Genomic DNA, 26,994 nt, shown 5'->3' with positions numbered 1-26,994 from the left:
TTTGAATATGTAATTGTTTTACGGCTATTCTAATAATAATTATGCATATTATACTTCTTTGAAAAGAATTTTATCTCCCCCATTGTAACGATTAAAAAATTTTAGTAAAATAAAACCTAATTTACTTTACGGGAATAATATGAGGAGGAATTTTGTGCTTCAAAACAGCATCACAATGGTTCTCATCATTTTAATTATAAATATTGTATATGTTTCGTTCTTTACAATCAGAATGATATTAACATTAAAGGGTCAACGGTATTTGGCTGCTTTTATTAGCATGTTTGAAGTAGTAATTTATGTCGTCGGTCTTGGGTTAGTTTTAGATAATCTAAATGAAATACAAAACTTAATTGCATATGCAGTAGGGTATGGTATCGGTGTTATTGTTGGAATGAAAATCGAAGAAAAATTAGCGCTTGGATATATTACAGTTAATGTTATAAGTACAGAGAGTGAAAAGGACTTACCAAAGTTATTACGAGATAAGGGGTATGGGGTTACAAATTGGATGGCAAGTGGATTAGAGGGGAATCGTTTAGCGATGCAAATATTAACTCCAAGGAAGTATGAGTTAAAGCTCTATCAAAATATAAAGGAGCTTGATCCAAAGGCATTTATTATTGCATATGAGCCTAAGACAATTCATGGTGGATTTTGGGTGAAGGCTGTTCGAAAGGGGAAATTAAAGCATGACAACTAAGCCAAAAAAGCAAAAGTTTGTTGTTGAAGAGAATGAGACAATTGATGAATGTTTAGATAGAATGAAACGGGAAGGCTATTTTCCTGTGAGAAGAATGGAACAACCAATTTTCAAAGAAGAAATGATAAATAATGTCGTTGAAGCAGTGCCTTGTGGTAGAAAAATCGTTTTCGAAGGTAAATTGCTGTAAAATCCGAACATTAACATTACATTAAAATAAATCGTTCGATTTTAACATTGACATAGAACGTCTACATTGTTAAGATAAACTTGTAAATCAACCTCATATATAATTGGGAATATGGCCCAGAAGTTTCTACCCGATAACCGTAAATTGTCGGACTATGAGGGAAAGTGAACGTATAAACGAATCGGATCATATGATTATTTGGATTCCGGACTCGGTATACTGTCCTTTCTCTATATATGAGAAAGGTGTATATCGAGTCTTTTTCTGTTTAGATAAAGAATAAAGGTGGGGAAAAGATGAATCCACAAGTTGGAGTGATAATGGGGAGTACTTCAGACTGGGAAACGATGAAGCATGTATGTGAAATACTAGATGAACTTTGTGTTCCTTATGAAAAAAAGGTAGTATCTGCTCACCGAACGCCAGATTATATGTTTGAATATGCAGAGAGTGCTAGAAATAGAGGTTTAAAAGTTATTATTGCAGGTGCAGGTGGTGCAGCTCATTTACCTGGTATGGTCGCAGCAAAAACGACACTACCAGTTATTGGTGTCCCTGTACAATCTAAAGCACTAAATGGAATGGATTCTCTATTATCTATTGTTCAAATGCCAGGAGGAGTTCCAGTTGCTACTGTTGCGATTGGGAAGGCTGGGGCAACAAATGCTGGTTTATTAGCTGCAGAAATTTTATCAATTCAGAATGATGCATTAGCAGAAAGCTTAGATTCGAGAAGAGAAGAATTAAGATTAAAAGTTTTAGAGAGCAGTGATGAACTTGGATAATAAAACAATCTTGCCAGGTGGTACAATAGGAATTATCGGTGGAGGTCAGCTTGGGCGAATGATGGCAATTGCAGCTAGGCAGCTTGGATATAAAATTGCTGTTTTGGATCCTACGGAAAATTGCCCATGTGGTCAGCTTGCCGATATTGAAATTACTGCAAGCTATGATGATATAGAGGCGATAAAAAAACTAGCTGAAGTTAGCGATGTTATCACATATGAATTTGAGAATATCGATTATGATGCGCTTCTTTGGTTAGAGGAGCAGGCAAACCTTCCCCAAAAAAGCTCACTTTTACTTTTAACGCAAGATCGTGAAACGGAAAAGGAAGCAATCGTCCAAGCTGGATGTGAGGTTGCACCGTATCGGATAGTTCGAACTGAGGAGGAGCTACAAGCTGCTGTTAATGTTCTAGGTGTACCGTCTGTGTTAAAAACATGTAGAGGCGGGTACGATGGTAAGGGTCAATTCGTAATGCGCCAAGAAAGTGATTTTGAAGAAGCGAAGAGGCTTTTAACAAATGGTACTTGTATTTTAGAAAAGTGGGTTCCATTTGATAAGGAAATCTCAGTTATTGTTACTAGATCTGTAAATGGTGAAACAAAGACGTTTCCAGTTGCTGAAAATATCCATAAAGATAATATTCTTTATCAAAGTATCGTTCCAGCACGGATAAGTAAAGATATAGAGGTAAAGGCTGAGGAATTAGCTGTTAAGCTTGCAAATCATTTCGAGCTAGTTGGAACACTTGCTGTTGAAATGTTTTTAACTAAAGCTGGAGAAGTTTTTATTAATGAATTAGCTCCACGACCACACAATTCAGGCCATTATACGATTGATTTTTGTGAAACGGACCAATTTGAACAGCATGTTCGAGCAGTTTGTAATTTACCATTAGGACAAACGACATTATTGCAAAGTGGATTGATGGTTAATATTCTTGGCGAAGATTTAGAGGTTGTTAATGACAATCTCTCACTCTTAACATATGGGAAGCTGCACCTATATGGTAAAAAAGAGCCGGTAACCAAACGAAAAATGGGCCATTTAAATCTATTTAGTAACAATATTGAGCAAGATATAGAAATGATAAACAAAATATGGGGTCAAAAAGAGAACGGAGGAAATAAGGAATGATAGAACGTTATACAAGACCAGAAATGGGCGCAATTTGGACGGAAGAAAATAAGTTTAAAGCATGGCTAGAGGTTGAAATTTTAGCATGTGAAGCATGGGCGGAGCTAGGTGTAATTCCTAAGGAAGATGTTGCACTTCTTCGAAAAAATGCAACATTTGATATCAACAGAATTAATGAAATTGAATTAGAAACTCGCCACGATGTTGTTGCCTTTACTCGCGCAGTATCTGAAACACTTGGTGAAGAGCGTAAATGGGTTCATTATGGGCTAACTTCAACAGATGTTGTTGATACTGCATTATCTTATTTACTTAAACAAGCGAATGACATCTTATTAAAAGATATCGAGAACTTTATTCAAATTTTAAAAGAAAAGGCTCAAGAGCATAAGTATACAGTAATGATGGGGCGTACACATGGTGTCCATGCAGAGCCGACTACGTTCGGATTAAAGCTTGCTTTATGGTATGAGGAAATGAAGCGTAATCTAGAGCGTTTCAAGCAGGCTGCTTCTGGAGTAGAGTACGGAAAAATCTCTGGGGCAGTTGGAACATATGCAAACATCGACCCTTTTGTTGAAAAGTATGTTTGTGAAAAATTAGGAACTAAGCCAGCGCCAATTTCAACACAGACACTACAACGTGATCGTCATGCAAATTACATGGCTGCGATTGCACTTGTCGCAACATCGATTGAAAAATTTGCAACGGAAATTCGCGGACTACAAAAAAGTGAAACTAGAGAAGTGGAGGAATCCTTCGCTAAAGGTCAAAAAGGATCGTCAGCAATGCCACATAAACGTAATCCAATCGGCTCTGAAAATATGACAGGACTTGCTCGTGTTATTCGTGGTTATATGATGACAGCATATGAAAATGTTTCACTTTGGCATGAAAGAGATATTTCTCATTCTTCAGCTGAACGAATTATCTTACCAGATGCAACAATTGCATTAAATTATATGTTAAATCGCTTTGGAAACATTGTGAAAAATCTAACGGTCTTCCCTGAAAACATGAAGCGTAATATGGACCGTACACAAGGATTAATCTATTCTCAACGTGTGTTATTAGCGCTTATTGATACTGGTATGACAAGAGAAGAAGCATATGACCTTGTTCAGCCAAAAGCGATGGAAGCATGGGAAAAACAAGTACCATTCCGTGGTCTCATTGAGGCAGAAGAAAAAATCACTTCACGTCTGTCACCTGAAACAATTGAGGATTGCTTCGACTACAATTATCACTTAAAAGGTGTCGACACAATCTTTGAACGATTAGGTTTGTAAAAAAATAAAGGGAAGGGGTTTTAAATGTTTAAAACCCCTTGCTAATCTATGAACAAAAAATGTGGTTAGAAAATGTGACAAAGAATATCTTTAATATTCCCAATATTCTGTCAGGAGGGCTTACAGTTGAGCATAGAAAAGCTTGAACAATTATATGAAGGTAAAGCCAAACGAATTTATAAAACAAATGACCCAAATTTACTATTTGTAGCTTATAAAGATTCCGCAACGGCCTTTAATGGTGAGAAGAAGGAAGAGATTACTGGTAAGGGTCGATTAAACAACGAGATTTCAACATTAATCTTTGAGAAGCTAACAGCAAATGGAATCGAAAATCATTTTGTTAAACGACTTTCTGAAACAGAGCAGCTCGTAAAGAAGGTAACGATTATTCCGTTAGAAGTAGTTGTCAGAAATGTCGTTGCTGGAAGTCTTTCTAAACGAATTGGAATTGAAGAAGGAACAGAAATAAAGGAACCACTTGTTGAATTTTATTATAAAGATGATGCGCTTGGTGACCCGCTTATTACAGAAGACCATATCGCGTTATTGCAAATTGCGACAAAGGACCAAGTAAGTACGCTTAAAGCATTAGCAAGACAAGTAAATGAAGTACTTAAAGCACATTTTCTTTCATGTGATGTTCGCTTAATCGATTTTAAACTTGAATTTGGTTTAACAGATGAAGGCAATATCATATTAGCGGATGAGGTATCACCTGACACTTGTCGTTTATGGGATATTCATACAAATGAGAAGTTTGATAAGGATGTTTTCCGCAGAGGTATTGGTAGTTTAACAGATGCATATGAAGTGATTTTAACTAGACTAGGAGGACAAAAGGAATGTACAAAGTAAAAGTTTATGTCACGTTAAGAGAAAGTGTATTAGATCCACAAGGGAGCGCAGTAAAAAGCGCACTACACAGTATGGCGTATAACGAAGTTCAGGATGTCCGCATTGGGAAATATATGGAGTTAACAATCGAAAAATCAGACCGCGATTTAGATGAGGCTGTTCGTGAAATGTGTGAAAAGCTGCTTGCCAATACAGTTATTGAAGATTATAGATATGAGGTACAGGAGGTAGTCACAAAGTGAAATTCGCTGTGATCGTTTTCCCAGGATCGAACTGTGATGTAGATATGTATCATGCCATTAAAGATGAGCTCGGTGAAGAGGTTGAGTACGTTTGGCATGATGAGACTGATTTAAGTCGCTTTGACGGTATTTTATTACCAGGGGGCTTCTCTTATGGTGATTACTTACGCTCTGGCGCGATTGCACGTTTTTCAAATGTGATGCAAGAAGTGATTAAAGCTGCTGAAGCGGGTAAACCTGTTCTTGGTGTATGTAATGGATTCCAGATTTTATTAGAGGCTGGATTATTACCAGGTGCTATGAAACGAAATGAAAATTTAAAATTTATGTGCCGTCCAGTTAACTTAGTTGTTGCAAACAATGAAACAGCCTTTACTTCAGCTTATGAAAAAAACGAAGTAATTTCTGTCCCAATTGCGCACGGTGAAGGGAATTATTATTGTGATGAAGAAACACTTCAAACGCTTAAAGAAAACAATCAAATCGTGTTTACGTACGAAGAAAATCCAAATGGCAGCCTAGAGGATATTGCAGGAATTACAAATGAACGCGGAAATGTATTAGGGATGATGCCACATCCTGAGCGTGCTGTTGATTCATTGCTTGGAAGTGCTGACGGATTAAAATTATTTCAATCAATCGTAAAAAACTGGAGGGAATCTCATGTCACTACTGCTTGAACCGACGAACCAGATGATTAAAGATGAAAAAATCTATAGACAAATGGGTGTAAGTGATGACGAGTTTGCCCTTATAGAAAAAATCATTGGGCGCCTTCCGAACTATACGGAAATTGGTATTTTTTCTGTTATGTGGTCTGAGCATTGCAGCTATAAAAATTCAAAGCCTATCTTAAAGAAATTCCCAGTAACAGGCGAAAAGGTATTACAAGGTCCTGGTGAAGGGGCTGGGATTGTTGATATTGGAGATAACCAAGCGGTTGTTTTCAAAATTGAAAGTCATAACCATCCATCAGCAATTGAGCCATATCAAGGTGCTGCAACTGGTGTAGGTGGAATTATTCGTGACGTATTTTCAATGGGAGCAAGACCAATTGCAATTTTAAACTCACTACGCTTTGGTGAGCTAAAAACGCCACGTGTGAAATATTTATTTGAAGAGGTTGTTGCTGGAATTGCCGGTTATGGTAACTGTATCGGAATCCCGACGGTAGGTGGAGAAATTCAATTTGAAGATTCATATGAAGGAAATCCACTCGTTAACGCAATGTGTGTGGGGCTAATTAATCATGAAGATATTAAGAAGGGTCAAGCAAAAGGTGTTGGCAATACGGTTATGTATGTCGGCGCTAAAACAGGCCGCGATGGAATTCATGGGGCAACCTTTGCATCTGAGGAATTAACAGAGGATTCTGGTGAAAATCGTCCAGCGGTTCAGGTTGGAGATCCGTTTATGGAAAAGCTATTGCTTGAAGCTTGTCTTGAAGTGGTAAAATGTGATGCTTTAGTTGGTATTCAAGATATGGGGGCAGCTGGATTAACAAGTTCTTCTGCAGAAATGGCAAGTAAAGCTGGATCTGGCATGGAAATGAATCTTGATTTAATTCCACAACGTGAAACAGGTATGACTCCATACGAAATGATGCTTTCTGAATCACAAGAAAGAATGCTACTTGTAGTAGAGCGTGGTAGAGAGCAAGAAATCATTGATTTATTTAAAAAGTATGATTTAGAAGCGGTAGCGGTTGGGAAAGTAACAGATGATAAAATGCTACGTCTTTTCCATAAGGGTGAAGTAGTTTGTGAGCTTCCTGTTGATGCTCTTGCAGAGGAAGCACCTGTTTATCATAAGCCATCAGCTGTACCTGCATACTATAAAGAGTTCCAAGCAATGGATGTTGCACCGCTTAAGGTAGATAACTATAAAGAAACACTTATCAATCTATTAAAGCAACCGACAATCGCAAGTAAAGAGTGGGTTTATGATCAATATGATTATATGGTTCGTACGAACACGGTTGTAGCACCTGGTTCTGACGCAGCAGTTGTGCGAATTCGTGATACGAAAAAGGCTTTAGCGATGACAACAGATTGTAACTCTCGCTACCTTTATTTAGACCCTGAAGTTGGCGGGAAAATTGCTGTAGCAGAGGCAGCACGTAACATCGTTTGCTCTGGTGGATCACCATTAGCGATTACAGATAATTTAAACTTCGGTAATCCGGAAAAACCAGAAATCTTCTGGCAAATTGAAAAAGCTGCAGACGGTATTAGTGAAGCTTGCCGTGTATTAGAAACTCCAGTTATTGGAGGTAACGTATCACTTTACAATGAAACGAACGGTACAGCTATTTATCCAACTCCAGTTATCGGAATGGTTGGCTTAATTGAGGATACAGATTATATTACGACTCAAGACTTTAAAGAAGCTGGAGACTTAATCTACTTAGTAGGTGAAACAAAGCAAGAGTTTTGTGGAAGTGAGCTTCAAAAGCTACTTCACGGGGAAATCTTTGGTAAATCTCCAGAGCTAGATTTAGAGAATGAAAGAAACGTATTAGGACAAATTTCAAAAGCGATTCGTGCTAACACAGTTGCATCAGCACATGATGTATCAGAGGGTGGCGTTGCTGTTGCTTTAGCAGAACCATTGTTTGCTGGCAAAGGTTTAGGAGCAGAAGTAACACTTTCTGGTGATGCAACAACAGCATTATTTAGTGAATCTCAAACTCGATTTGTTCTTTCAGTGAAAAAAGAAAACCAACAAGCATTCGAGCAATTAGTTGATGCAGTATGTATCGGAGAAGTTACAAATACAGGGACGTTAATTGTGAAAAATGAAAACGGAGAATCACTTATCGATGCATCTGTTGAAGAGCTAAAGGATGCATGGAAAGGAGCTATCCCATGCTTGCTGAAATCAAGGGATTAAATGAAGAGTGTGGAGTCTTTGGAATTTGGGGACACCCTGAAGCGGCTCAAATTACTTATTATGGACTTCACAGTTTACAACATAGAGGGCAAGAAGGTGCTGGTATCGTCACTACTGACGGGGAAAAGCTGACTAGCATGAAGGGATTAGGTCTGATTAATGAAGTATTTAGTAACGGTAAACTAAATGAATTATCAGGTAAAGCCGCGATTGGTCATGTTCGTTATGCTACTGCTGGTGGAGGCGGATATGAAAATGTCCAGCCTCTCCACTTTAAATCACATAGTGGCAGCCTAGCACTTGCTCATAACGGAAACCTTGTCAACGCAAACCAGCTTAAGCATCAGCTAGAAGCTCAAGGCAGTATTTTTCAAACGACTTCTGATACTGAGGTGCTTGCTCATTTAATTAGAAGAAGTGGCTATAAAGATATGAAGGAAGCTGTGAAAAGTGCATTAACGGTTATTAAAGGTGCATATGCGTTCTTAATTATGACTGAAACAGAAATGATGGTTGCTTTAGACCCGAACGGACTACGTCCACTATCAATCGGTGTGTTAGGTGATGCTTATGTCATTGCTTCTGAAACATGTGCATTTGATGTAGTTGGTGCACGATATGAAAGAGATGTTCAGCCTGGTGAATTATTAATCATCAATGATGAAGGAATACGTTCCGAACGATTCTCAATGAACATCAATCGCTCAATCTGTAGCATGGAATATATTTATTTTTCTCGCCCTGATAGTAATATTGATGGGATTAATGTTCATACAGCTCGGAAAAACCTTGGCAAGCGATTAGCTGTCGAGTCTGAAGTGGATGCTGACGTTGTAACAGGTGTACCGGATTCTAGTATTTCAGCTGCGATTGGTTTTGCTGAGTTAACAGGTATTCCTTATGAACTAGGCTTAATTAAAAATCGCTATGTAGGACGGACGTTCATTCAGCCTTCACAATCGTTACGTGAGCAAGGTGTAAAAATGAAGCTTTCTGCTGTTCGTGGTGTTGTTGAAGGAAAACGTGTTGTCATGGTGGATGATTCCATTGTTCGTGGAACAACGAGTCGTCGGATTGTTACGATGTTACGTGAGGCAGGCGCGAAAGAGGTTCACGTACGGATTAGTTCCCCACCGATTGCCAATCCATGCTTTTACGGAATTGACACATCAACACATGAAGAATTAATTGCATCTAACCATTCCGTTGAAGAAATTCGTCAGCTTATTGGTGCTGATAGTCTCGCCTTTTTAAGTGTTGAAGGCTTGCTTGAAGGAATCGGCAGACCGTATGAAGGTGAATTCAAAGGACAATGCTTGGCTTGTTTTACAGGACGTTATCCAACAGAAATCTATCCAGATACTGTACTTCCGCATGAGAAGGCGTAGAAGAAATGCGGAAGCGGCTTGAACAGCTTCGACAAGCAAAAGAGATTGTGAATTGAAGGTGTACGTTACCTTCTATTTCTAATCGCTTATGACTCGAGGAGCTAGTCGCTAAAAGCTAGACACAAAAATTAAGAATAACCTTACCTTCTTAAAAGATAAGAAAAAAGTGAGATAGGAATCGAAGTGATCGATTCCTGTCTTACATTTATCCGAATGTATTATGAGAAGAAACAATGAAGATTGCTAAGGAGGAATCACATATGTCCGATATTTATAAACAAGCTGGTGTTGATATTGAAGCAGGCTATGAGGCAGTATCAAGAATGAAAAAGCATGTCCAAAAAACATTGCGTTCCGGTGTTATGGGTGGTCTCGGTGGCTTCGGGGGAATGTTTGATTTAAGCGAATTAAATTATAAAAAGCCAGTTTTAGTTTCCGGTACAGATGGAGTGGGAACGAAGCTGAAATTAGCTTTTATGGCAGATAAGCATGATACGATTGGTATCGATGCGGTTGCAATGTGTGTGAATGATATTCTTGCACAAGGTGCAGAACCATTATTTTTCTTAGATTATTTGGCATTAGGTAAAGCAAAGCCAGAAAAGATCGAACAAATCGTTAAAGGAATTGCCGATGGTTGTGAAGAATCAGGCTGTGCACTTGTTGGCGGTGAAACAGCAGAAATGCCGGGATTGTATGAAGAAGATGAATATGATGTGGCAGGTTTTTCAGTTGGTGTCGTTGAAAAGGATGAAATTGTAACAGGTGAAGACATTCAAGCTGGACATGCACTGATTGGTCTCCCATCAAGCGGTATTCATAGCAATGGATTTTCACTTGTTCGTAAAATTCTTCTAGAGGATGAAAAGCTAGATCTTCAAACGATATATCCTCCATTTACACAAACACTTGGTGAGGTACTATTAACACCAACAAGGCTATATGTAAAGCCTGTACTTGATGTAATTAAAAATTACAAGGTAGACGGAATGGCTCATATTACCGGTGGCGGCTTTATCGAAAATATTCCAAGAATGCTTCCTGAAGGAACTGGGGTAGAAATTGATTTAGGATCATGGGAAATCCCAACGATATTTGATTTCCTAAAGGAAAAGGGAAATTTAAGCAGTATGGATATGTACAATGTGTTTAATATGGGAATCGGATTTGTTCTTGCTGTTAAAGAAGAGCTTGTACAGGATGTAATGAGGCAGCTTGAGGCAAACGGAGAAAAGTCATATGTTATAGGGCGAGTTACAGAAGGAGCAGGTGTATCGTTTAACGAAGGAGTGCTCCGATGAAAAGGATAGCAGTTTTTGCATCAGGGAATGGCAGTAATTTTCAAGCGATTGTTGAACGGATTAATACAGGTGAAATCAAAGCAGAAATTGGCCTCGTTGTTTGTGACAAGCCTCAAGCTGGTGTAATTAATCGAGCAAAAGATGCACAAATTCCTGTTTTTAGCTTTAATCCAAAAGATTATGATACAAAAGCACAGTTCGAGGCAGAAATCCTAGCTGAGCTACAAAAACGAGAAATTGATTTAGTTATATTAGCGGGGTATATGAGATTAATCGGTCAAACCTTATTATCGGCATATGGAGGGAAAATCGTTAATATTCATCCTTCTCTTTTACCAGCTTTTCCGGGAATCGATGCGGTTGGCCAGGCTCTTAGCGCAGGTGTCAAAGTAACCGGGGTAACGGTTCATTACGTTGATGCAGGAATGGATACAGGTCCAATTATCGCGCAAAAGGCAATTGAAATTGCTGAAGATGATACAAAAGAAACGTTAGCAGAAAAGGTTCATCAGGTTGAGCATGTCTTATATCCAGAAGTAATCCAGAAATTAGTTTCAAAATAAAGTATAGAGGTGACAGAAATGGCAATTAAACGTGCGCTTGTTAGTGTTTCAAATAAGGAAAATCTTGTTCCATTTGTTAAAGAATTAATCGATTTAGGTGTTGAAGTCATTTCAACAGGTGGAACGAAATCATTATTGGAGGAAAATGGGTTAAAGGTAATTGGTATTTCAGAAGTAACAGGTTTTCCGGAAATTATGGATGGTCGTGTAAAAACACTTCACCCTAATATTCATGGCGGCTTGCTTGCTGTTCGAAACAATCCTAGTCATATGAATCAATTAAAGGAAAATAACATTGAGACAATTGATTTAGTAGTTGTTAATCTATATCCTTTCAAAGAAACGATTTCAAAGCCAGATGTTAAGTTCCAGGATGCGATTGAAAACATTGATATCGGTGGACCATCAATGCTTCGTTCAGCTGCGAAAAATCATGAGGATGTAACAGTTCTTGTTGACCCACAGGATTATCAGGCAGTATTAGAAGAACTAAAAGCGACTGGTGAAGTATCACTTCCACAAAAGCAACGTTTAGCTGCAAAGGTATTTAGACATACAGCAGCTTATGATGCGCTAATTGCTGAATTTCTAACAAACACAATTGGTGAAGAGGATCCAGAATCTGTTACATTTACATTTGAAAAGAAACAAGCGCTTCGTTATGGAGAAAATCCACATCAAAAGGCTACATTCTACCAAAAACCGTTCGTACCAGTTGCATCGATCGCAAATGCAGAGCAGCTCCACGGAAAAGAGCTTTCTTTCAATAATATTAAAGACGCAGATGCTGCATTGCAAATTGTCCGTGAGTTTACAGAGCCAGCTGCAGTAGCAGTTAAGCATATGAACCCATGTGGTGTTGGCGTAGGTGTTTCTACTCTTGAAGCATTTACTCGATGCTATGAAGCTGACCCAACATCGATTTTTGGCGGAATCGTTGCATTGAACCGTGAAGTGGACGAAGCAACAGCACAAAAACTACATGAAATTTTCTTAGAAATTGTCATTGCACCATCATTTAGTAAAGAAGCTTTAGACGTATTAACTAGCAAGAAAAACTTGCGCTTATTAACAATTGATGTTGCAGCAGCCTCTAAGCCGGAAAAACAATTACAATCTGTACGTGGCGGTTTACTTGTTCAGGATGAGGATGCTCTTTCTTTAGATGATGTTGAAGTAACAATTCCAACGAAGCGTGAGCCATCTGAAGAAGAATGGAAAGATTTAAAGCTTGCTTGGAAGGTTGTAAAGCATGTGAAATCTAACGCGATCGTTCTTGCAAAGGATGAAATGACGGTTGGTGTTGGTGCTGGGCAAATGAACCGTGTAGGATCGGCTAAAATTGCGATTGAGCAAGCGGGGGAAAAAGCAAAGGGTAGTGCACTTGGTTCTGATGCGTTCTTCCCAATGCCTGATACAGTAGAGGAAGCAGCAAAGGCTGGAATTACGGCAATTATTCAACCAGGCGGCTCAATCCGTGACGAGGATTCCATTCGTGTCGCAGATGAGTATGGAATTGCAATGGTTTTTACTGGAGTACGTCATTTTAAACATTAATCCATTTTTTAAAGAGGGGAGCATATCCCCTTATCTTTTGAAATCTAACTGAAGAAAACTAAATTAAATGAATGAGGTGTTTAAATGAAAGTACTAATTATTGGTCAAGGTGGACGGGAGCATGCTCTAGTTTGGAAGGCTGCCCAAAGCAAATTAGTAACAAAGGTTTTTGTTGCTCCAGGTAACGACGGAATGCAGGAGCTTGCAACATTAGTGCCGATTAGTGAAACAGATAATCAAGGATTGTTGGATTTTGCTAAGAAGGAAGCGATCGACTTCACATTTGTCGGTCCTGAGGTACCATTATTAAATGGAATCGTCAATGATTTCCAAGCTGCTGGGTTAAAGGTTTTTGGACCAACAAAGGAAGCTGCCCTTATTGAAGGAAGCAAAAACTTTGCTAAAGAGCTGATGTTTAAATACAATATTCCGACTGCTGATTACCAAACCTTTACAGATGTTGAACAGGCAAAAGCATATATTGAAGAAAAAGGTGCACCGATTGTTATTAAAGCGGATGGACTAGCTGCAGGAAAAGGTGTAACGGTTGCTGAAACACTTGATGTGGCATTAAATAGTGTTACAGATATGCTTGAGGGTGGGAAATTTGGTGATGCTTCACGCTCTGTCGTTGTTGAGGAATTTTTAGCTGGGGAAGAATTTTCACTAATGGCCTTTGTAAACGGCGAAAAGGTGTACCCAATGGTCATTGCTCAAGATCATAAACGTGCTTATGACAATGATGAAGGTCCAAATACTGGAGGAATGGGAGCTTATTCACCTGTTCCGCAAATCTCTGAGCAAGTTGTCGAACAAGCAGTTGAAACAATCCTAAAGCCTGCTGCTAAAGCACTTGTTAGTGAAGGGCGCTCGTTTACAGGAATTTTATATGCTGGTTTAATTTTAACGACGGAAGGACCGAAAGTCATTGAGTTTAATGCTCGCTTTGGTGATCCTGAAACACAAGTGGTGCTGCCAAGATTAGAGTCAGACTTAATCGAAGCACTGCTGGCAATTCTTGAAGATAAGCCAGTTGAACTTAAATGGTCTGAAAAGGCTGTATTAGGAGTTGTTCTTGCATCAAAAGGGTATCCAAATGATTATGAAAAGGGTCAGCCAATTGGAACACTTCAAGCAGAACAAACAGATGCAGTGATTTTCCATGCAGGTACAAAATGGCAGGACGAGCAGTATGTAAATAATGGTGGACGAGTACTCGTTGTTTCAGGGTATGGTGATTCAATCCAGGATGCACAAAAGCAAGCATATGAGCTTGTAGAAAAGGTTGTCTCACCAGCGTTATTTTACCGTAACGATATTGGAAATAAAGCAATTAAACACGTCGTTTCTTAATATAAACAAACAGTAAGGCAACAATACCGCCAATCAGAGCTATTAAAAGAAATGACATATCTGTTAAATATTCAATAAACATTTTAGATACCTCCATTTAATGAAAGGGGCTGGCTTTACGCCAGTCCCTTTTAAGATTGTTCATAGACGATTTTATCTTCATCCTCTTCATAATCAAAATCGTCATCATCATCAAAATATTCATCGTCATACCCATTAAAGAACGAAAAGTTGCTTCGTTCAAAAAGGTAAGTAATTGGACAGAAGCGTAAAATACCTTCACCGACCTTCATTGCAGCAAGTGCCATCACAATGATATATGAATCTCTCCAAGGTCTTTTACAATATTTAGACGTTGACCAAGCTAGCATCGTTAACCCACATGTAATCCGAATAAGCGCGTTCACAATTCCAATATTCGGTCTCATCATTCTCACCTTCCTGAATTTGTCATGAAAATGCAATAAAACGTTAATGCATCCATAAAATTCCTATGGTAACATAGTAGTAAAATTTGTAATGAAAATGGAGGGTTTTTTATGCCCGAGAGAACATATCAATGGAAATTGAGTCAGATTCGAAAACATATTGATGTTATTTCCAACAAACTTGCTCCAAAAACGGTGTTAAAAAATGCAACAATTCTCCATTCTTATCTTCGCCAATGGATAAAGGGTAATATCTGGATTGCAGATGACCGCATTGTTTATATCGGCGATCAATTACCAGAACAAATGAACCAAACTGAAATGATTGATTGTGCGAACAAAATTGTTGTACCAGGCTATATAGAACCTCACGCACATCCATTTCAATTATATAATCCCCTGTCACTTGCGAAGTATGTATCGAAATCGGGAACGACAACATTTGTAGGTGATAACCTTTTTTTCCTTTTGCAGTACGATAAAAAGAAAGCGCTTACGTTTTTAGATGACGTCGGAAAATTACCATATCACTTTTATTGGTGGTCAAGATTTGATCTACAAACAGAAGTTCATGGAGAGGAGCGGATTTTTTCACATGACTTTTTAAAGCAATGGCTCGCACATCCATCTGTTATCCAAGGGGGAGAATTAACGAGCTGGCCAAAACTGCTTGATGGTGATGATTGGATTTTATACTGGTTAAGAGAAACGAAACGACGAGGTAAAAAAATTGAAGGCCATTTACCAGGCGCTTCACAATCAACCTTATTAAAGATGAAGCTATTTGGAGTTGATAGTGATCATGAATCAATGAATGGAAAAGATGTAATGAATCGATTGAAAATGGGGTATACTGCAGCATTAAGACACTCTTCCATTCGTCCTGATTTGCCAAAATTGTTACAAGAGGTACAGAATGAAGGACTAACGACCTATGATCATGTATACTTTACAACGGACGGAGCGACACCAACCTTTTATAAGGATGGCATGATGAACCAATGTATTGATATAGCATTACAAGCAAATGTTCCTGCAATTGATGCATATCATATGGCAACATTTAATATTGCAAAATATTATCAGCTTGATGATCAAATTGGGGTTATTGCTCCAGGAAGAATGGCTACACTAAATATATTAGAAAGTATCGACAATCCAGCACCATCCTCAGTTATGGCAAAGGGTGAATGGTTAGTGAAGGATGGGGTGCAACAAGAAGTAAATGATAATATTAACTGGGGAAAATATGGTCTTCAGCCAATGAAGTTTAATTGGGAATTAACGATGGATGACTTGCAATTTTCAATGCCGGTTGGAATGAAAATGAAAAATTCCGTTATTATGGAGCCTTATTCATTAGCAATAGATAGTTCTGTGAATCAACTATCGACTGATCATGATGAAAGCTTTTTAGCACTTATTGACCGAAATGGAGAGTGGCGGATTAATACAGTATTAAAAGGATTTTCTAAAAAAATTCAGGGCTTTGCGAGTTCCTATTCAACAACTGGGGATATAATATTAATGGGAAAAAGCAAGGATGATATGCTAGCTGCCTTTAAACGTATGAAGGAAATTGGTGGAGGCATTGTCGTCTGTGAGAGGGAAAAGGTGATTTTTGAATTAGCGTTGCAGTTAAATGGTAGTGCATCTAATGAAGAGTTAGAGATGATTATCTCTAAACAGACGGATTTTTTTGAGAAATTAAAAGAAAGAGGCTATCTGTTTGATGATCCGATTTATTCATTGTTATTTTTCTCATCAACACATTTACCTTATATAAGGATAACACCAAGAGGTATTTTTGATGTCATGAAAAAAACGGTACTCTTTCCATCAATAATGCGTTAAAATATAAAAGTGAAAATGAGAAGGTTGTGTTAGTTTGCGGAGGATCTGCAGCTTATTAATCATAGTGCCCATGTTTCTATTTATAAGCGCTTGCAATACAGAAGAAGAGCAAAACAGCTTCACTCAAAATGAAAATGAACAAGAGACATCTGCACAGGTTGATGAAAAATCAATTTATCCACTAACAGGACTTAAGACAGTGGACGGAGATGTAAATCGCCGACCTGTTGCAGTCATGATTAACAACCATCCTAAAGCACGACCTCAGTCAGGGCTGCACAAGGCAGATATTGTTTATGAGGCATTAGCTGAAGGGAATATTACAAGGTTTTTGGCTGTTTTTCAAAGTGATATACCTGATATCATAGGACCTGTACGTAGTGCAAGGGAGTATTTTATTGATTTAAGCAAAGGCTTTGATGCTCTTTATATTCATCATGGCTGGAGTCCATCAGCGAAGGAGAAGCTTGAGTCAGGTGAGGCAGATTATTTAAATGGATTGTCTTATGATGGTACACTATTTTGGAGAGCAGACAATCGTAAAGCTCCACATAATTCCTATATTTCCTATAAAAATATTTTAAAAGGTGCTAAAGAATTGAACTACAGCTCAGATTCTGAAGTAGAACCATATCAATTTTTATCAGAAGAGGAAATGGAATTATTAAAAGGTGAACATGTAAATAAGTTTGTTATAGAATATGACAAGTTGGAAACATGGCAGGCAACATATGAGTATAATCAAACTAACAATAGCTATAGTAGATATAGTGATGACGAAATGACCTATGATATGGAAAGTGGCGAACCTATTACAATAAGTAATGTTTTTGTTGTTGAAATGGAGCATGACTATATTGATAATTATGGTAGAAGAAGCATTGATGTTCAGTCAGGTGGTAAAGCAATTCTCCTGCAAGGAGGCATTATGCAGGAGGTAGATTGGGAAAACCGAGAAGGCCGTATTGTTCCGGTGAAAGATGGGGAAGTTATTAAATTTGTACCCGGGAAAACATGGATAAATATTGTTCCAAGTTTAGAAAAGTCCTTCTTTATTGAATAAAAAAGTAATTAACATAAGCGGCTGAAATGAGCTTCATTTCGATTAGGGGGACCATAGCCCCCTACGCATTTCTAATAAGGCAAAAGGCAAAAGGAGAATGGATATATGCAAATTGAAAAGCTACGAGGAAGAGAGCTTGATCAGCTTTTTGAATCGATTTTATCATTAAGAGATTTAGAGGAATGCTATCGTTTTTTTGATGATTTATGTACCGTAAATGAAATTCAATCATTAGCTCAAAGGCTAGAGGTAGCTAGAATGCTAAGAGAAGGGAATACATATCACAAAATAGAAACAGAAACAGGTGCTAGCACGGCAACAATTTCTCGAGTAAAACGCTGTTTAAACTATGGGAATGATGCCTATCAAATGGCACTTGAGCGTGTACACAATAAAAAGGAAGAAACAGAATAAGAGCGGGGGCAGTCTTAATGACTGCTCCTTTTTTTTGAGAAACAAGTAAAAGGTGTTTATTTCCGCAAATAATCAATAGTTTCTTCTTTTTTATGTCTCTTGCTCAGCAGAACGTTTTCTTTTCCCTTGCGTCCTGTGCTTGTCGGGGCGGACCAAGGTGCATTTCGCTTTTCAAAATATGGATCCTTCTTATAGTTTTTTGCTAGTATGTAATTTGCTATAATAGTGAAATGGATGTTTTGAATGGAGGATTCTATACATGTATGATATTAACGAGTGGAAGCATGTGTTTAAACTCGATCCTGATAAAGAAATAAGTGATGAAGATTTAGAAAAAATATGTGAATCTGGAACAGACGGAATTATTATCGGAGGCAGCGATAATGTGACAGAGGATAATGTGTTAAATTTAATGTCTAGAGTCCGTCGGTATCTAATTCCATGTATATTAGAGGTTTCAACAGCGGATTCCATTATTCCGGGATTTGATTTGTATTTTATTCCAACTGTATTAAATAGTAGAAGTACAAAATGGATGATAGAGTTGCATCATGAAGCTGTAAAAGAATATGGAGAGATTATGAATTGGGATGATATTCTTGTTGAGGGTTATTGTATCGTAAATCCTGATTGCAAGGCAGCAAAATTGTCAGAAGCAAATACAAATCTTTCAACTGACGATGTCATCGCCTATGCTCGTGTAGCAGAAAAAATGTATAACCTCCCAATCTTCTATTTGGAGTACAGCGGCATGCTTGGTGATATCGCCTTAGTAGAGGAAAGCAAACGAGTATTAACAAATACAAGGTTATTTTATGGAGGAGGAATTAGCTCCCCTGAAGAAGCGAAGCAATTTGCAAAGCATGCAGATGTTGTCGTTGTTGGAAATGCTATTTATACTAACCTTGAAGCAGCTTTACAAACAGTAGCTGCTGTTAAAGAGTGAAGACTTTTAAGAAAACGAAACGCTATAAAAGGGGTTTCGTTTTATGTTGTAGATAAAGGTTTAAAAATTTAAATGAATTTGTTAAAATTAGAACATATGTTCCTAGAAGGACGGTGAAGACGTTGCAATTTTTATCAAATCAACTCCTTACTGGTTTGAATGACAAGCAACAGGAAGCAGTAAAAACAACTGATGGACCATTGTTGATTATGGCTGGAGCCGGAAGTGGAAAAACGCGTGTGTTAACACATAGAATTGCTTACTTAATGGTAGAAAAGCAAATAGCACCATGGAATATTTTAGCGATTACGTTCACAAATAAGGCAGCGCGTGAAATGAAAGAAAGAATTCAGCATATATTAGGGCCTGGTGCAGATGATATATGGATCTCTACGTTTCACTCGATGTGTGTAAGAATTTTGCGTCGAGATAGTGACAGAATGGGAATAAATCGTAACTTTTCGATACTTGATACGACAGATCAATTGTCGGTCATAAAAACCGTTTTAAAGGAAAAGAATCTCGATCCTAAAAAGTATGATCCAAGAAGCATTTTAGGAACGATAAGCAGCGCGAAAAATGAATTGCTTACGCCAGATGAGTTTGATAAAACGGCAAGTAGTCATTATGAACAAGTTGTAAGTGATGTTTACAAGGAGTACCAACGAAAGCTGCGAAAAAATCAATCACTCGATTTTGATGATTTAATCATGACAACAATTCAATTGTTCCAACGGGTGCCTGAAGTGTTAGAAACTTATCAACGAAAGTTCCAATATATTCATGTAGATGAGTACCAAGATACGAATAGGGCTCAATATATGTTAGTTAAGTTTCTGGCAGCACGTTTCCAAAACCTCTGTGTCGTAGGGGACTCCGATCAATCCATTTATCGTTGGCGTGGAGCAGATATTGCAAATATTCTTTCCTTTGAAAAAGATTATCCTCAAGCGAAAGTCATCTTACTTGAACAAAATTATCGTTCAACAAAATTAATTCTCGAAGCAGCGAATGAAGTTATAAAGCATAATTCAAATCGAAAGCCGAAAAAATTATGGACGGAAAACCTAGAAGGCTCTAAAATTACCTACTATCGTGCTGATAGTGAAGCAGCGGAAGGACAGTTTGTAGCAGGGAAGATTAAACAGCTCGTCGACTCTGGTCAGAGAAAATTTTCCGATATCGCCATTCTCTATCGTACAAACGCACAATCGCGGATTATTGAGGAAGTTTTACTCAAATCAAATATTAACTATACAATCGTTGGCGGAATTAAGTTCTATGATAGAAAAGAAATTAAAGATTTACTTGCATATTTACGACTAATCGCAAATCCTGATGATGATATTAGTTTATTAAGAGTCATTAATGTACCGAAACGAGGTGTCGGTTCTACTTCAGTAGATAAAATCGCAAACTATGCAATAGCCAATGATTTATCAATTTTTCAAGCGTTAGAAGAAATTGAACAGGTTGGTGTTAGTGCAAGAGTAGTCAATGCATTAGTAGAATTCCGCGAATTAATTCGAAACCTAGGTAATATGCAGGATTATTTATCGGTAACAGAGCTTGCAGAAGAAATTATCGAAAAATCAGGTTATCGGGAAATGCTAAAACAAGAAAAAACTTTGGAAGCACAAAGTAGACTTGAAAATATTGATGAGTTTTTATCTGTTACACAGACATTTGAAAAGCAAAGTGAAGATAAAAGCTTAGTTGCCTTCTTAACAGATTTGGCTCTCGTATCAGATATTGATAAGCTAGAGGAAGATGAGCAGCAACAAAATGATGCGATTGTGTTAATGACCCTTCATTCTGCTAAGGGATTAGAGTTTCCAGTTGTCTTTTTAATCGGCCTTGAGGAAGGTGTTTTCCCACATAGCCGTTCGTTAATGGAAGAGGACGAAATGGAAGAGGAACGTCGATTAATGTATGTTGGGGTCACGCGAGCGGAACAAGAGCTTTACATCACAAATGCTCAAATGCGGACATTATTCGGTCGGACTAGTATGAATCCTGAATCACGGTTTATAAAGGAAATACCGAGTGAATTAATTGAAAATCTAAATGAAGAGATAAAGAAAAAGCAGGCGTCAACAGCGTCATCAAGCTTTGCAGTAGCACGTCGTCAGGAAAAACGTCCACCTGTTATGAGACCAATTGCAGCCTCAACAGGAGGAGATCAGCTTTCATGGTCTGTTGGCGACAAAGCAGAGCACAAAAAATGGGGAATAGGTACAGTTGTCAGTGTCAAAGGCTCTGGTGAAGGAACAGAGTTGGATATCGCGTTTCCGAGCCCAGTAGGCATTAAACGTCTACTTGCAAAATTTGCACCAATTAATCGTATATAAGTAAAGAAATGTTCTAGAAAGGATTGAACATCTGAATGGACAAACAATCAGCTCTCAAACAGGTTCAAGAATTACATGAATTGCTAAACACCTATAACTATGAATATCATGTTCTTGATAAACCGAGTGTTCCCGATTCTGAGTATGACAGATTAATGCAGGAGTTAATTAAGCTAGAGGAGCAATTCCCTGAGTTGAAAACTCCTGATTCACCAACACAACGGGTCGGTGGTGTTACGTTAGAGGCCTTTCAAAAGGTTGAACATAGAACGCCAATGCTCAGTCTCGGCAATGCTTTTAATGAAACAGATTTACGTGATTTTGACCGTCGTGTAAGACAGGCAGTTGGGGACGATGTTCAATATGTTGTTGAGTTAAAAATTGACGGTTTAGCAGTTTCATTACGATATGAAAATGGTTTGTTTGTACAAGGTGCAACAAGAGGGGACGGGACGACAGGAGAAGACATTACGGAAAACCTGAAAACCATTCGCTCAATTCCTTTAAGGCTAAAGAGAGAGTTGTCATTTGAGGTTCGTGGTGAGGCGTTTATGCCAAGAAAATCCTTTGAACGATTGAATGAGCTTCGACTTGAGCAAGAGGAAGAACCATTTGCAAATCCGAGAAATGCAGCTGCTGGCTCAATCAGACAGCTTGACCCGAAAATAGCAGCGAAACGAAACCTCGACATCTTTGTGTATAGCATCGCTGATTTAGGTGGTATCGGTGTTCAGAGGCATAGCGAAGCATTGGATTTACTTGAAGAATTAGGGTTTAAAACAAATAAAGAGCGTAGAAAATGTGACAGCATTGAGGAAGTCTTAACAGCGATCAATGAAATTCAGGAAAAAAGGTCGACGTTAACGTATGATATTGATGGTATCGTAATAAAGGTCGATTCGTTAGCACAACAGGAGGAGCTTGGATTTACAGCAAAAAGTCCGCGTTGGGCAATTGCCTATAAGTTCCCTGCTGAAGAAGTGATGACAAAATTACTTGATATTGAATTAAGCGTTGGGAGAACAGGTGTTATTACACCAACAGCGATCTTGGAGCCAGTTCGGGTTGCTGGGACAACGGTCCAACGAGCTTCTCTTCATAATGAAGATTTGATTAGAGAAAAGGATATCAAAATCGGTGATACTGTTGTTGTAAAAAAAGCAGGTGATATCATTCCTGAGGTTGTTAACGTCTTAGTTGACCTGCGAACTGGTGAAGAGAAGGAATTCTCGATGCCAACACATTGCCCTGCCTGTGAAAGTGAGCTTGTTCGTATTGAAGGTGAGGTTGCTTTACGTTGTATTAACCCACAATGCCCAGCTCAAATTAAAGAAGGTCTCATCCACTTCGTTTCAAGAAATGCAATGAATATTGATGGTCTTGGAGAACGGGTCGTAGAGCAATTATTTGTTGAAGGATTAATCAAGGATGTTGCTGACCTATATCGATTAACAAGAGATGTGCTTATCAAGCTTGAACGTATGGGTGAAAAGTCAACAGATAACCTATTACAAGCAATCGAACAGTCAAAGGGAAATTCCCTTGAAAGACTTTTGTTTGGGCTAGGTATTCGTCATGTTGGAGCAAAGGCAGCGAAAACTTTAGCACAGCAGTTTGAAACAATTGAGAATCTTCAGAAGGCATCAAGGGAAGAGTTAATCGCGATTAATGAAATTGGCGATAAAATGGCTGATGCAGTTGTTACCTATTTTGAAAACCCAGATGTCCAGCATTTAATTGCAGAGCTAAAAAGCTTAGGAGTCAATACAGAATATAAAGGTCCAAAGCTGATAAAGGCTGAGGATAGTGATTCGTATTTGGCGGGAAAAACAGTTGTTCTAACAGGAAAGCTAGAACAGTTAACGCGAAATGAAGCAAAAGAGGGTATTGAAGCACTAGGCGGGAAAGTGACCGGAAGTGTTAGCAAAAGCACAGATTTAGTTGTAGCAGGAGAAGCTGCAGGAAGCAAGCTGAAGAAAGCTCAAGAGCTAAGCATAGAAGTATGGGATGAAGCACGACTTTATGAAGAATTAAATAAATAAGAGGTGTAAGTCACTTGAAAAAGAAACTAGGGTTGGTGCTTGCAAGCTTTATTTTATTAACAGCATGTGCACCAAATTTTGGAGACCAGGAAGAACAAATCGTTCAGGAAACGGAAGATGACTCAAAGGAACAGGCGATTATACCAAAGTATAATATTTCTGATTCCTATTATAAAACAATACTAAATACAGATAAAAAAGCTGGTGAATCAAGCTATAAGCCCGGAGCAGCGAGAGGTCATGTGGCAGAGGGAATTAGCACGCGGTTAGATATTGATGAATTTGAGACAGGACTCATGAGGGTTGCACAAGATACGTTCTCTCCTGATACGTACTTATTTCAAGAGGGACAATATTTAACTAGTGAAGTGATTTCGAGCTGGTTAAAACGTAAATTAACTGGGAAGGCCGCACAGGATGCTCAAGCAGCAGCAGCCAAAAAGGATAAAAATACAACAGGTAATGATGAAAAGTACGTTGAAGTGGGATTGAACCCGGCTTTACCTGATATGGACGATCTAGAAAAGGCGAATAACCAAAGCCCTATTTATTTAGCACAAATTCTTGAACATAATTATTTAATAAAAAATGAAGATAATTCAGTTCAACTTGGCGGAGTCGTTATTGGTTTAGCGATGAATTCCAAATATTATTTTAAGCAAGAAGAAGGATTTGAACGTTATAAGGACATAGACAGAGATACATTACTTAAAGAAGGAAAAGTAATGGCTGATACGATACTTAAACGTATAAGAAGCACGAAAGGTTTAGAGAAGGTGCCAGTTGTATTCGCGATTTATGAGCTAGAGGATAAATCCTCTCTTGTACCAGGAAATTATATTGCTAAATCGGTAGTAAAGGAAGGCAATAACAGTCTAGGAGGCTGGGACACGGTTGATGAGGATTACGTTTTATTCCCATCCGATGAGGGAACAGAGAAATACCGTGATGATGCTCAAAGATTTAATTCCTTTAAAACAGATGTTGAGGAATTCTTTCCAAATTACACTGGTGTAATTGGCAAGGCGTTTTATAAAAATGGAGAAATGAACTATCTAGATATTGAAATTCCAATGCAGTTTTATAGTAAGGGAGAGGTCATTGCGTTTACTCAGTTTATTACTGGGAAAGTAATGGAATCATTCCCTGACTATATCTCACTTGAAGTCAATATTACGTCGAACAATGGCCAAGAAGCGCTCATCATAAAAGAACCGAAACAAGAGGAGCCGACGGTTCATATTTACAAATAATGTTTTTAAGCAAGCTAAATACTGATTGTATTTAGCTTGCTTTTTTATGTTTAGGAATAAAATCCTAATCAGTACTGCAGGGGACACCAGTTGGGAAAAGTGTATCATTTCTAGTAACTTGCTTGCATACGAATGAAGCATGAGCGTTCCTCCTTACTAAGGATCCTATGCTGAAATAATGTATCGTTCTGTTCTTAAGTGAAAGGAAGGCAGATTTTGAGGTTAGATTTAATTTTCTATTACACAAGGAGGAGATAAAACATGGTGATTCCTTATAAACACGAGCCTTTTACTGATTTTTCGGTTCCCCATCATAAACGTGCATTTAAGGCAGGGCTAGAAAAGGTTGAATCTTATTTGAACCTGGAGTATCCGCTTATTATAGGTGGAAGGAAAATATCGACGACAGAAACGATCATTTCGACTAATCCTGCAATTAAGGAGGAAGTGATTGGCACTGTTGCAAAGGCGACAAAGGAACATGCAGAAAAAGCGATGCAAGCTGCAGAAGAGGCGTTTCAATCATGGAGAAAATCAAAGCCAGAAATGCGAGCGGATCTTTTATTTCGAGCAGCAGCAATTGTCCGGCGTCGGAAGCATGAGTTTTCAGCACTGCTTGTGAAGGAAGCAGGAAAGCCGTGGAAGGAAGCAGATGCTGATACTGCTGAGGCTATTGATTTTATGGAGTACTATGGCAGGCAAATGCTGTTGTTAAAGGATGGAATGCCTGTTGAAAGTCGGTCAATTGAAGTAAATCGCTATCACTACATTCCTTTAGGTGTAGGCATTATTATATCGCCATGGAACTTTGCCTTTGCGATTATGGCTGGGATGACGTCCGCAGCGATTGTAACGGGCAACACCGTCTTATTAAAGCCTGCAAGTGCTACTCCAGTTATTGCGGCAAAGTTTTTAGAGGTGCTGGAGGAAGCAGGCTTGCCACCAGGTGTTGTCAACTATGTTCCTGGTAGTGGAGCAGAGGTTGGCGATTATTTAGTTGACCATCCAAAAACGAGATTTATTAGCTTTACAGGCTCGAGAGATGTTGGGGTAAGAATTTATGAACGGGCAGCAAAGGTACATGATGGGCAAATATGGTTAAAACGTGTAATTGCAGAAATGGGTGGGAAGGATACGATTATTGTCGACTCGACTGCAGATTTAGAATTGGCAGCCCAATCAATTGTTGCCTCTTCATTTGGCTTTTCAGGTCAAAAATGCTCAGCATGCTCCCGCGCAGTTATTCTAAAAGATGTTTATGAGCAGGTGTTAGAGAGAGTAATCGCTTTAACTAGACAGCTTTCCGTTGGTGAGGCGACTGATTCTTCAGTCCTTATGGGACCTGTAATCGATCAGGCTGCCTTCGATAAAATTAACGAATATATTGAAATCGGCAAACAGGAAGGGAAATTAGTTGCTGGGGGAAATGCTGATAGCTCGAGGGGATTTTTTATTGAACCAACCATTTTTGCCGATGTAGCAGAGGATGCACGGATTATGAAGGAAGAAATTTTTGGCCCGATTGTTGCGTTTTGTAAAGCAAATGATTTTCAGCATGCCATTGCTATTGCTAATAATACGGAATATGGTCTCACAGGGGCTGTATTAACAAATAATCGTGAGCATATTGAAATAGCGAAGGAAGACTTTCATGTTGGCAATCTTTATATTAATCGTGGATGCACAGGGGCGATTGTTGGCTATCAACCATTTGGCGGCTTCAACATGTCTGGTACAGATTCAAAGGCAGGTGGCCCTGATTATTTGCTTCTCCATATGCAAGCGAAGACGATTTCGGAGCAATTTTAAATAATAAAACAAGCCAATCCCTGTGAGGAAATAGGGGTTGGCTTTTCATTATGCCGCGTCTTATCCTTGCCAATAAACACGATCATCCTGCTCGTTCACTTCATCAGGAATTTTCGCTATGCTAGCATTTACAGAAATCTGCTCAACATCATTTGCATCATTTGAAGCTGCTTGTTTTATTTCCTGATGATTGTGCCCTTTTTCGTTAGATAATGCTTGGAGCAATTGCCTTGTTAGCTCACTGCGTTTTTTATACTCTTCTAAAAACGCAGTAATTGCGATAAGGAAGCCCCCACCGATTAAGCATGTAAAGTAAGGCTGAAATGTACTAATCATTTGGAGCATCATAAATTGGATTGAGCCACCATATAAGGCTTGTTCAGCTTGTACAGATTTTATCGCGATTGAAATATGATTAATAAGTCCTATAATGCCAGCAGCGATTAATAATCCGCCGAAGCCATATAAAAATTTTTTCACATACGTCACTCCTGAAAACGTTCTATTTTTTCGATCTTAACATGTTTAAGAATAATCTACTAGAAGTTTGAATGATAAAGAAAAAAACAGATCAT

The 26,994-nt window shown here is 38.4% G+C and carries 25 protein-coding genes and 1 riboswitch; of the genes, 22 read left to right on the top strand and 3 right to left on the bottom strand.

What is annotated here, in order from left to right:
- Positions 1-154 precede the first annotated feature (154 nt).
- The 14 genes from HU235_RS16670 (at position 155) to purD (ending at position 14,259) form a co-directional block, all read left to right on the top strand.
- Complete coding sequence (locus HU235_RS16670) at positions 155-703, top strand: DUF2179 domain-containing protein (protein ID WP_145581939.1); 549 nt, start codon at positions 155-157, stop codon at positions 701-703.
- The gene (locus HU235_RS16665) at positions 693-893 is read left to right on the top strand and encodes an NETI motif-containing protein (RefSeq protein WP_095303141.1); all 201 of its coding nucleotides are present in this window, start codon (positions 693-695) and stop codon (positions 891-893) included. The genes HU235_RS16670 and HU235_RS16665 overlap by 11 nt, the downstream gene beginning before the upstream one ends.
- A gap of 73 nt (positions 894-966) precedes the next feature.
- A riboswitch (purine riboswitch) is annotated at positions 967-1,068 on the top strand.
- 121 nt (positions 1,069-1,189) lie between these two features.
- Entirely contained in the window at positions 1,190-1,678 is a 489-nt protein-coding gene (purE, locus tag HU235_RS16660; protein WP_145581941.1) for a 5-(carboxyamino)imidazole ribonucleotide mutase, read from the top strand.
- Positions 1,665-2,816 carry a 5-(carboxyamino)imidazole ribonucleotide synthase gene (gene purK, locus HU235_RS16655; RefSeq protein WP_174880928.1) on the top strand — a complete coding sequence of 384 codons (1,152 nt, stop codon included), beginning with the start codon at positions 1,665-1,667 and terminating at the stop codon, positions 2,814-2,816. The genes purE and purK overlap by 14 nt, the downstream gene beginning before the upstream one ends.
- The gene (gene purB, locus HU235_RS16650; protein ID WP_095303138.1) at positions 2,813-4,105 is read left to right on the top strand and encodes an adenylosuccinate lyase; all 1,293 of its coding nucleotides are present in this window, start codon (positions 2,813-2,815) and stop codon (positions 4,103-4,105) included. The genes purK and purB overlap by 4 nt, the downstream gene beginning before the upstream one ends.
- Before the next feature lie 132 nt (positions 4,106-4,237).
- The gene (gene purC / locus HU235_RS16645) at positions 4,238-4,963 is read left to right on the top strand and encodes a phosphoribosylaminoimidazolesuccinocarboxamide synthase (RefSeq protein ID WP_174880931.1); all 726 of its coding nucleotides are present in this window, start codon (positions 4,238-4,240) and stop codon (positions 4,961-4,963) included.
- Positions 4,951-5,205 carry a phosphoribosylformylglycinamidine synthase subunit PurS gene (purS, locus tag HU235_RS16640; protein ID WP_095303137.1) on the top strand — a complete coding sequence of 85 codons (255 nt, stop codon included), beginning with the start codon at positions 4,951-4,953 and terminating at the stop codon, positions 5,203-5,205. Before purC ends, purS begins: the two co-directional genes overlap by 13 nt.
- Complete coding sequence (gene purQ / locus HU235_RS16635; RefSeq protein ID WP_095303136.1) at positions 5,202-5,885, top strand: phosphoribosylformylglycinamidine synthase subunit PurQ; 684 nt, start codon at positions 5,202-5,204, stop codon at positions 5,883-5,885. Before purS ends, purQ begins: the two co-directional genes overlap by 4 nt.
- On the top strand, positions 5,869-8,097 hold the full coding sequence (gene purL / locus HU235_RS16630) for a phosphoribosylformylglycinamidine synthase subunit PurL (RefSeq protein ID WP_174880927.1): 2,229 nt from the start codon (positions 5,869-5,871) through the stop codon (positions 8,095-8,097). Before purQ ends, purL begins: the two co-directional genes overlap by 17 nt.
- Positions 8,073-9,485 carry an amidophosphoribosyltransferase gene (gene purF / locus HU235_RS16625; protein WP_095303134.1) on the top strand — a complete coding sequence of 471 codons (1,413 nt, stop codon included), beginning with the start codon at positions 8,073-8,075 and terminating at the stop codon, positions 9,483-9,485. The genes purL and purF overlap by 25 nt, the downstream gene beginning before the upstream one ends.
- Positions 9,486-9,745: 260 nt before the next feature.
- Positions 9,746-10,786 (top strand): phosphoribosylformylglycinamidine cyclo-ligase, encoded by a 1,041-nt coding sequence (gene purM, locus HU235_RS16620; RefSeq protein ID WP_145581947.1) that lies wholly within the window; start codon positions 9,746-9,748, stop codon positions 10,784-10,786.
- A complete protein-coding gene (gene purN / locus HU235_RS16615) occupies positions 10,783-11,349 on the top strand; it encodes a phosphoribosylglycinamide formyltransferase (protein ID WP_095303132.1) in 567 nt (188 codons plus the stop codon). The genes purM and purN overlap by 4 nt, the downstream gene beginning before the upstream one ends.
- Before the next feature lie 18 nt (positions 11,350-11,367).
- A complete protein-coding gene (gene purH, locus HU235_RS16610; protein ID WP_095303131.1) occupies positions 11,368-12,906 on the top strand; it encodes a bifunctional phosphoribosylaminoimidazolecarboxamide formyltransferase/IMP cyclohydrolase in 1,539 nt (512 codons plus the stop codon).
- Between the two features lie 84 nt (positions 12,907-12,990).
- On the top strand, positions 12,991-14,259 hold the full coding sequence (purD, locus tag HU235_RS16605; protein ID WP_174880926.1) for a phosphoribosylamine--glycine ligase: 1,269 nt from the start codon (positions 12,991-12,993) through the stop codon (positions 14,257-14,259).
- Here purD and HU235_RS25420 read toward each other — a convergent pair.
- Positions 14,240-14,317 carry an EYxxD motif small membrane protein gene (locus HU235_RS25420; protein ID WP_325100942.1) on the bottom strand — a complete coding sequence of 26 codons (78 nt, stop codon included), beginning with the start codon at positions 14,315-14,317 and terminating at the stop codon, positions 14,240-14,242. The two genes, purD and HU235_RS25420, sit on opposite strands and share 20 nt — an antisense overlap.
- 73 nt (positions 14,318-14,390) lie before the next feature.
- Entirely contained in the window at positions 14,391-14,687 is a 297-nt protein-coding gene (locus HU235_RS16600) for a YgaP family membrane protein (RefSeq protein ID WP_095303143.1), read from the bottom strand.
- Positions 14,688-14,798: 111 nt separating this feature from the next.
- On the opposite strand from HU235_RS16600, the gene HU235_RS16595 reads away from it, so the two are divergent.
- The 8 genes from HU235_RS16595 (at position 14,799) to pruA (ending at position 26,419) form a co-directional block, all read left to right on the top strand.
- On the top strand, positions 14,799-16,541 hold the full coding sequence (locus HU235_RS16595; protein ID WP_174880925.1) for an adenine deaminase C-terminal domain-containing protein: 1,743 nt from the start codon (positions 14,799-14,801) through the stop codon (positions 16,539-16,541).
- A 70-nt stretch (positions 16,542-16,611) separates the two neighbouring features.
- A complete protein-coding gene (locus HU235_RS16590) occupies positions 16,612-17,604 on the top strand; it encodes a DUF3048 domain-containing protein (protein WP_174880930.1) in 993 nt (330 codons plus the stop codon).
- Positions 17,605-17,709: 105 nt separating this feature from the next.
- Complete coding sequence (locus HU235_RS16585; RefSeq protein ID WP_095303127.1) at positions 17,710-18,018, top strand: YerC/YecD family TrpR-related protein; 309 nt, start codon at positions 17,710-17,712, stop codon at positions 18,016-18,018.
- Positions 18,019-18,277: 259 nt separating this feature from the next.
- Positions 18,278-18,964: a heptaprenylglyceryl phosphate synthase gene (pcrB, locus tag HU235_RS16580; protein ID WP_174880924.1), complete on the top strand. Its 687-nt coding sequence runs from the start codon at positions 18,278-18,280 to the stop codon at positions 18,962-18,964.
- A 122-nt stretch (positions 18,965-19,086) separates the two neighbouring features.
- On the top strand, positions 19,087-21,315 hold the full coding sequence (gene pcrA / locus HU235_RS16575; protein ID WP_174880923.1) for a DNA helicase PcrA: 2,229 nt from the start codon (positions 19,087-19,089) through the stop codon (positions 21,313-21,315).
- A 35-nt stretch (positions 21,316-21,350) separates the two neighbouring features.
- Positions 21,351-23,357 (top strand): NAD-dependent DNA ligase LigA, encoded by a 2,007-nt coding sequence (ligA, locus tag HU235_RS16570; protein WP_174880922.1) that lies wholly within the window; start codon positions 21,351-21,353, stop codon positions 23,355-23,357.
- A gap of 14 nt (positions 23,358-23,371) precedes the next feature.
- Positions 23,372-24,610: a CamS family sex pheromone protein gene (locus tag HU235_RS16565; RefSeq protein ID WP_174880921.1), complete on the top strand. Its 1,239-nt coding sequence runs from the start codon at positions 23,372-23,374 to the stop codon at positions 24,608-24,610.
- A 261-nt stretch (positions 24,611-24,871) separates the two neighbouring features.
- Complete coding sequence (gene pruA, locus HU235_RS16560) at positions 24,872-26,419, top strand: L-glutamate gamma-semialdehyde dehydrogenase (protein ID WP_174880920.1); 1,548 nt, start codon at positions 24,872-24,874, stop codon at positions 26,417-26,419.
- 60 nt (positions 26,420-26,479) lie between these two features.
- On the opposite strand, the gene HU235_RS16555 is transcribed toward pruA, so the two are convergent.
- On the bottom strand, positions 26,480-26,899 hold the full coding sequence (locus tag HU235_RS16555) for a hypothetical protein (RefSeq protein WP_145581963.1): 420 nt from the start codon (positions 26,897-26,899) through the stop codon (positions 26,480-26,482).
- Positions 26,900-26,994 lie beyond the last annotated feature (95 nt).

The organism is Metabacillus niabensis (genome assembly GCF_902829255.1).
GTDB classification, from domain to species: domain Bacteria; phylum Bacillota; class Bacilli; order Bacillales; family Bacillaceae; genus Metabacillus; species Metabacillus niabensis.
This window is presented reverse-complemented; position numbering and strand designations above follow the sequence as displayed.

What these genes read in the sequence shown, in the direction of transcription:
- HU235_RS16665 (WP_095303141.1), top strand. Translation starts at nt 693, where the DNA reads ATGACAACTAAGCCAAAAAAGCAAAAGTTTGTTGTTGAAGAGAATGAG.
- purE (WP_145581941.1), top strand. Translation starts at nt 1,190, where the DNA reads ATGAATCCACAAGTTGGAGTGATAATGGGGAGTACTTCAGACTGGGAA.
- purK (WP_174880928.1), top strand. Translation starts at nt 1,665, where the DNA reads ATGAACTTGGATAATAAAACAATCTTGCCAGGTGGTACAATAGGAATT.
- purB (WP_095303138.1), top strand. Translation starts at nt 2,813, where the DNA reads ATGATAGAACGTTATACAAGACCAGAAATGGGCGCAATTTGGACGGAA.
- purS (WP_095303137.1), top strand. Translation starts at nt 4,951, where the DNA reads ATGTACAAAGTAAAAGTTTATGTCACGTTAAGAGAAAGTGTATTAGAT.
- purL (WP_174880927.1), top strand. Translation starts at nt 5,869, where the DNA reads ATGTCACTACTGCTTGAACCGACGAACCAGATGATTAAAGATGAAAAA.
- purF (WP_095303134.1), top strand. Translation starts at nt 8,073, where the DNA reads ATGCTTGCTGAAATCAAGGGATTAAATGAAGAGTGTGGAGTCTTTGGA.
- purM (WP_145581947.1), top strand. Translation starts at nt 9,746, where the DNA reads ATGTCCGATATTTATAAACAAGCTGGTGTTGATATTGAAGCAGGCTAT.
- purN (WP_095303132.1), top strand. Translation starts at nt 10,783, where the DNA reads ATGAAAAGGATAGCAGTTTTTGCATCAGGGAATGGCAGTAATTTTCAA.
- purH (WP_095303131.1), top strand. Translation starts at nt 11,368, where the DNA reads ATGGCAATTAAACGTGCGCTTGTTAGTGTTTCAAATAAGGAAAATCTT.
- purD (WP_174880926.1), top strand. Translation starts at nt 12,991, where the DNA reads ATGAAAGTACTAATTATTGGTCAAGGTGGACGGGAGCATGCTCTAGTT.
- HU235_RS25420 (WP_325100942.1), bottom strand. Translation starts at nt 14,317, where the DNA reads ATGTCATTTCTTTTAATAGCTCTGATTGGCGGTATTGTTGCCTTACTG.
- HU235_RS16600 (WP_095303143.1), bottom strand. Translation starts at nt 14,687, where the DNA reads ATGAGACCGAATATTGGAATTGTGAACGCGCTTATTCGGATTACATGT.
- HU235_RS16595 (WP_174880925.1), top strand. Translation starts at nt 14,799, where the DNA reads ATGCCCGAGAGAACATATCAATGGAAATTGAGTCAGATTCGAAAACAT.
- HU235_RS16590 (WP_174880930.1), top strand. Translation starts at nt 16,612, where the DNA reads ATGTTTCTATTTATAAGCGCTTGCAATACAGAAGAAGAGCAAAACAGC.
- HU235_RS16585 (WP_095303127.1), top strand. Translation starts at nt 17,710, where the DNA reads ATGCAAATTGAAAAGCTACGAGGAAGAGAGCTTGATCAGCTTTTTGAA.
- pcrB (WP_174880924.1), top strand. Translation starts at nt 18,278, where the DNA reads ATGTATGATATTAACGAGTGGAAGCATGTGTTTAAACTCGATCCTGAT.
- ligA (WP_174880922.1), top strand. Translation starts at nt 21,351, where the DNA reads ATGGACAAACAATCAGCTCTCAAACAGGTTCAAGAATTACATGAATTG.
- pruA (WP_174880920.1), top strand. Translation starts at nt 24,872, where the DNA reads ATGGTGATTCCTTATAAACACGAGCCTTTTACTGATTTTTCGGTTCCC.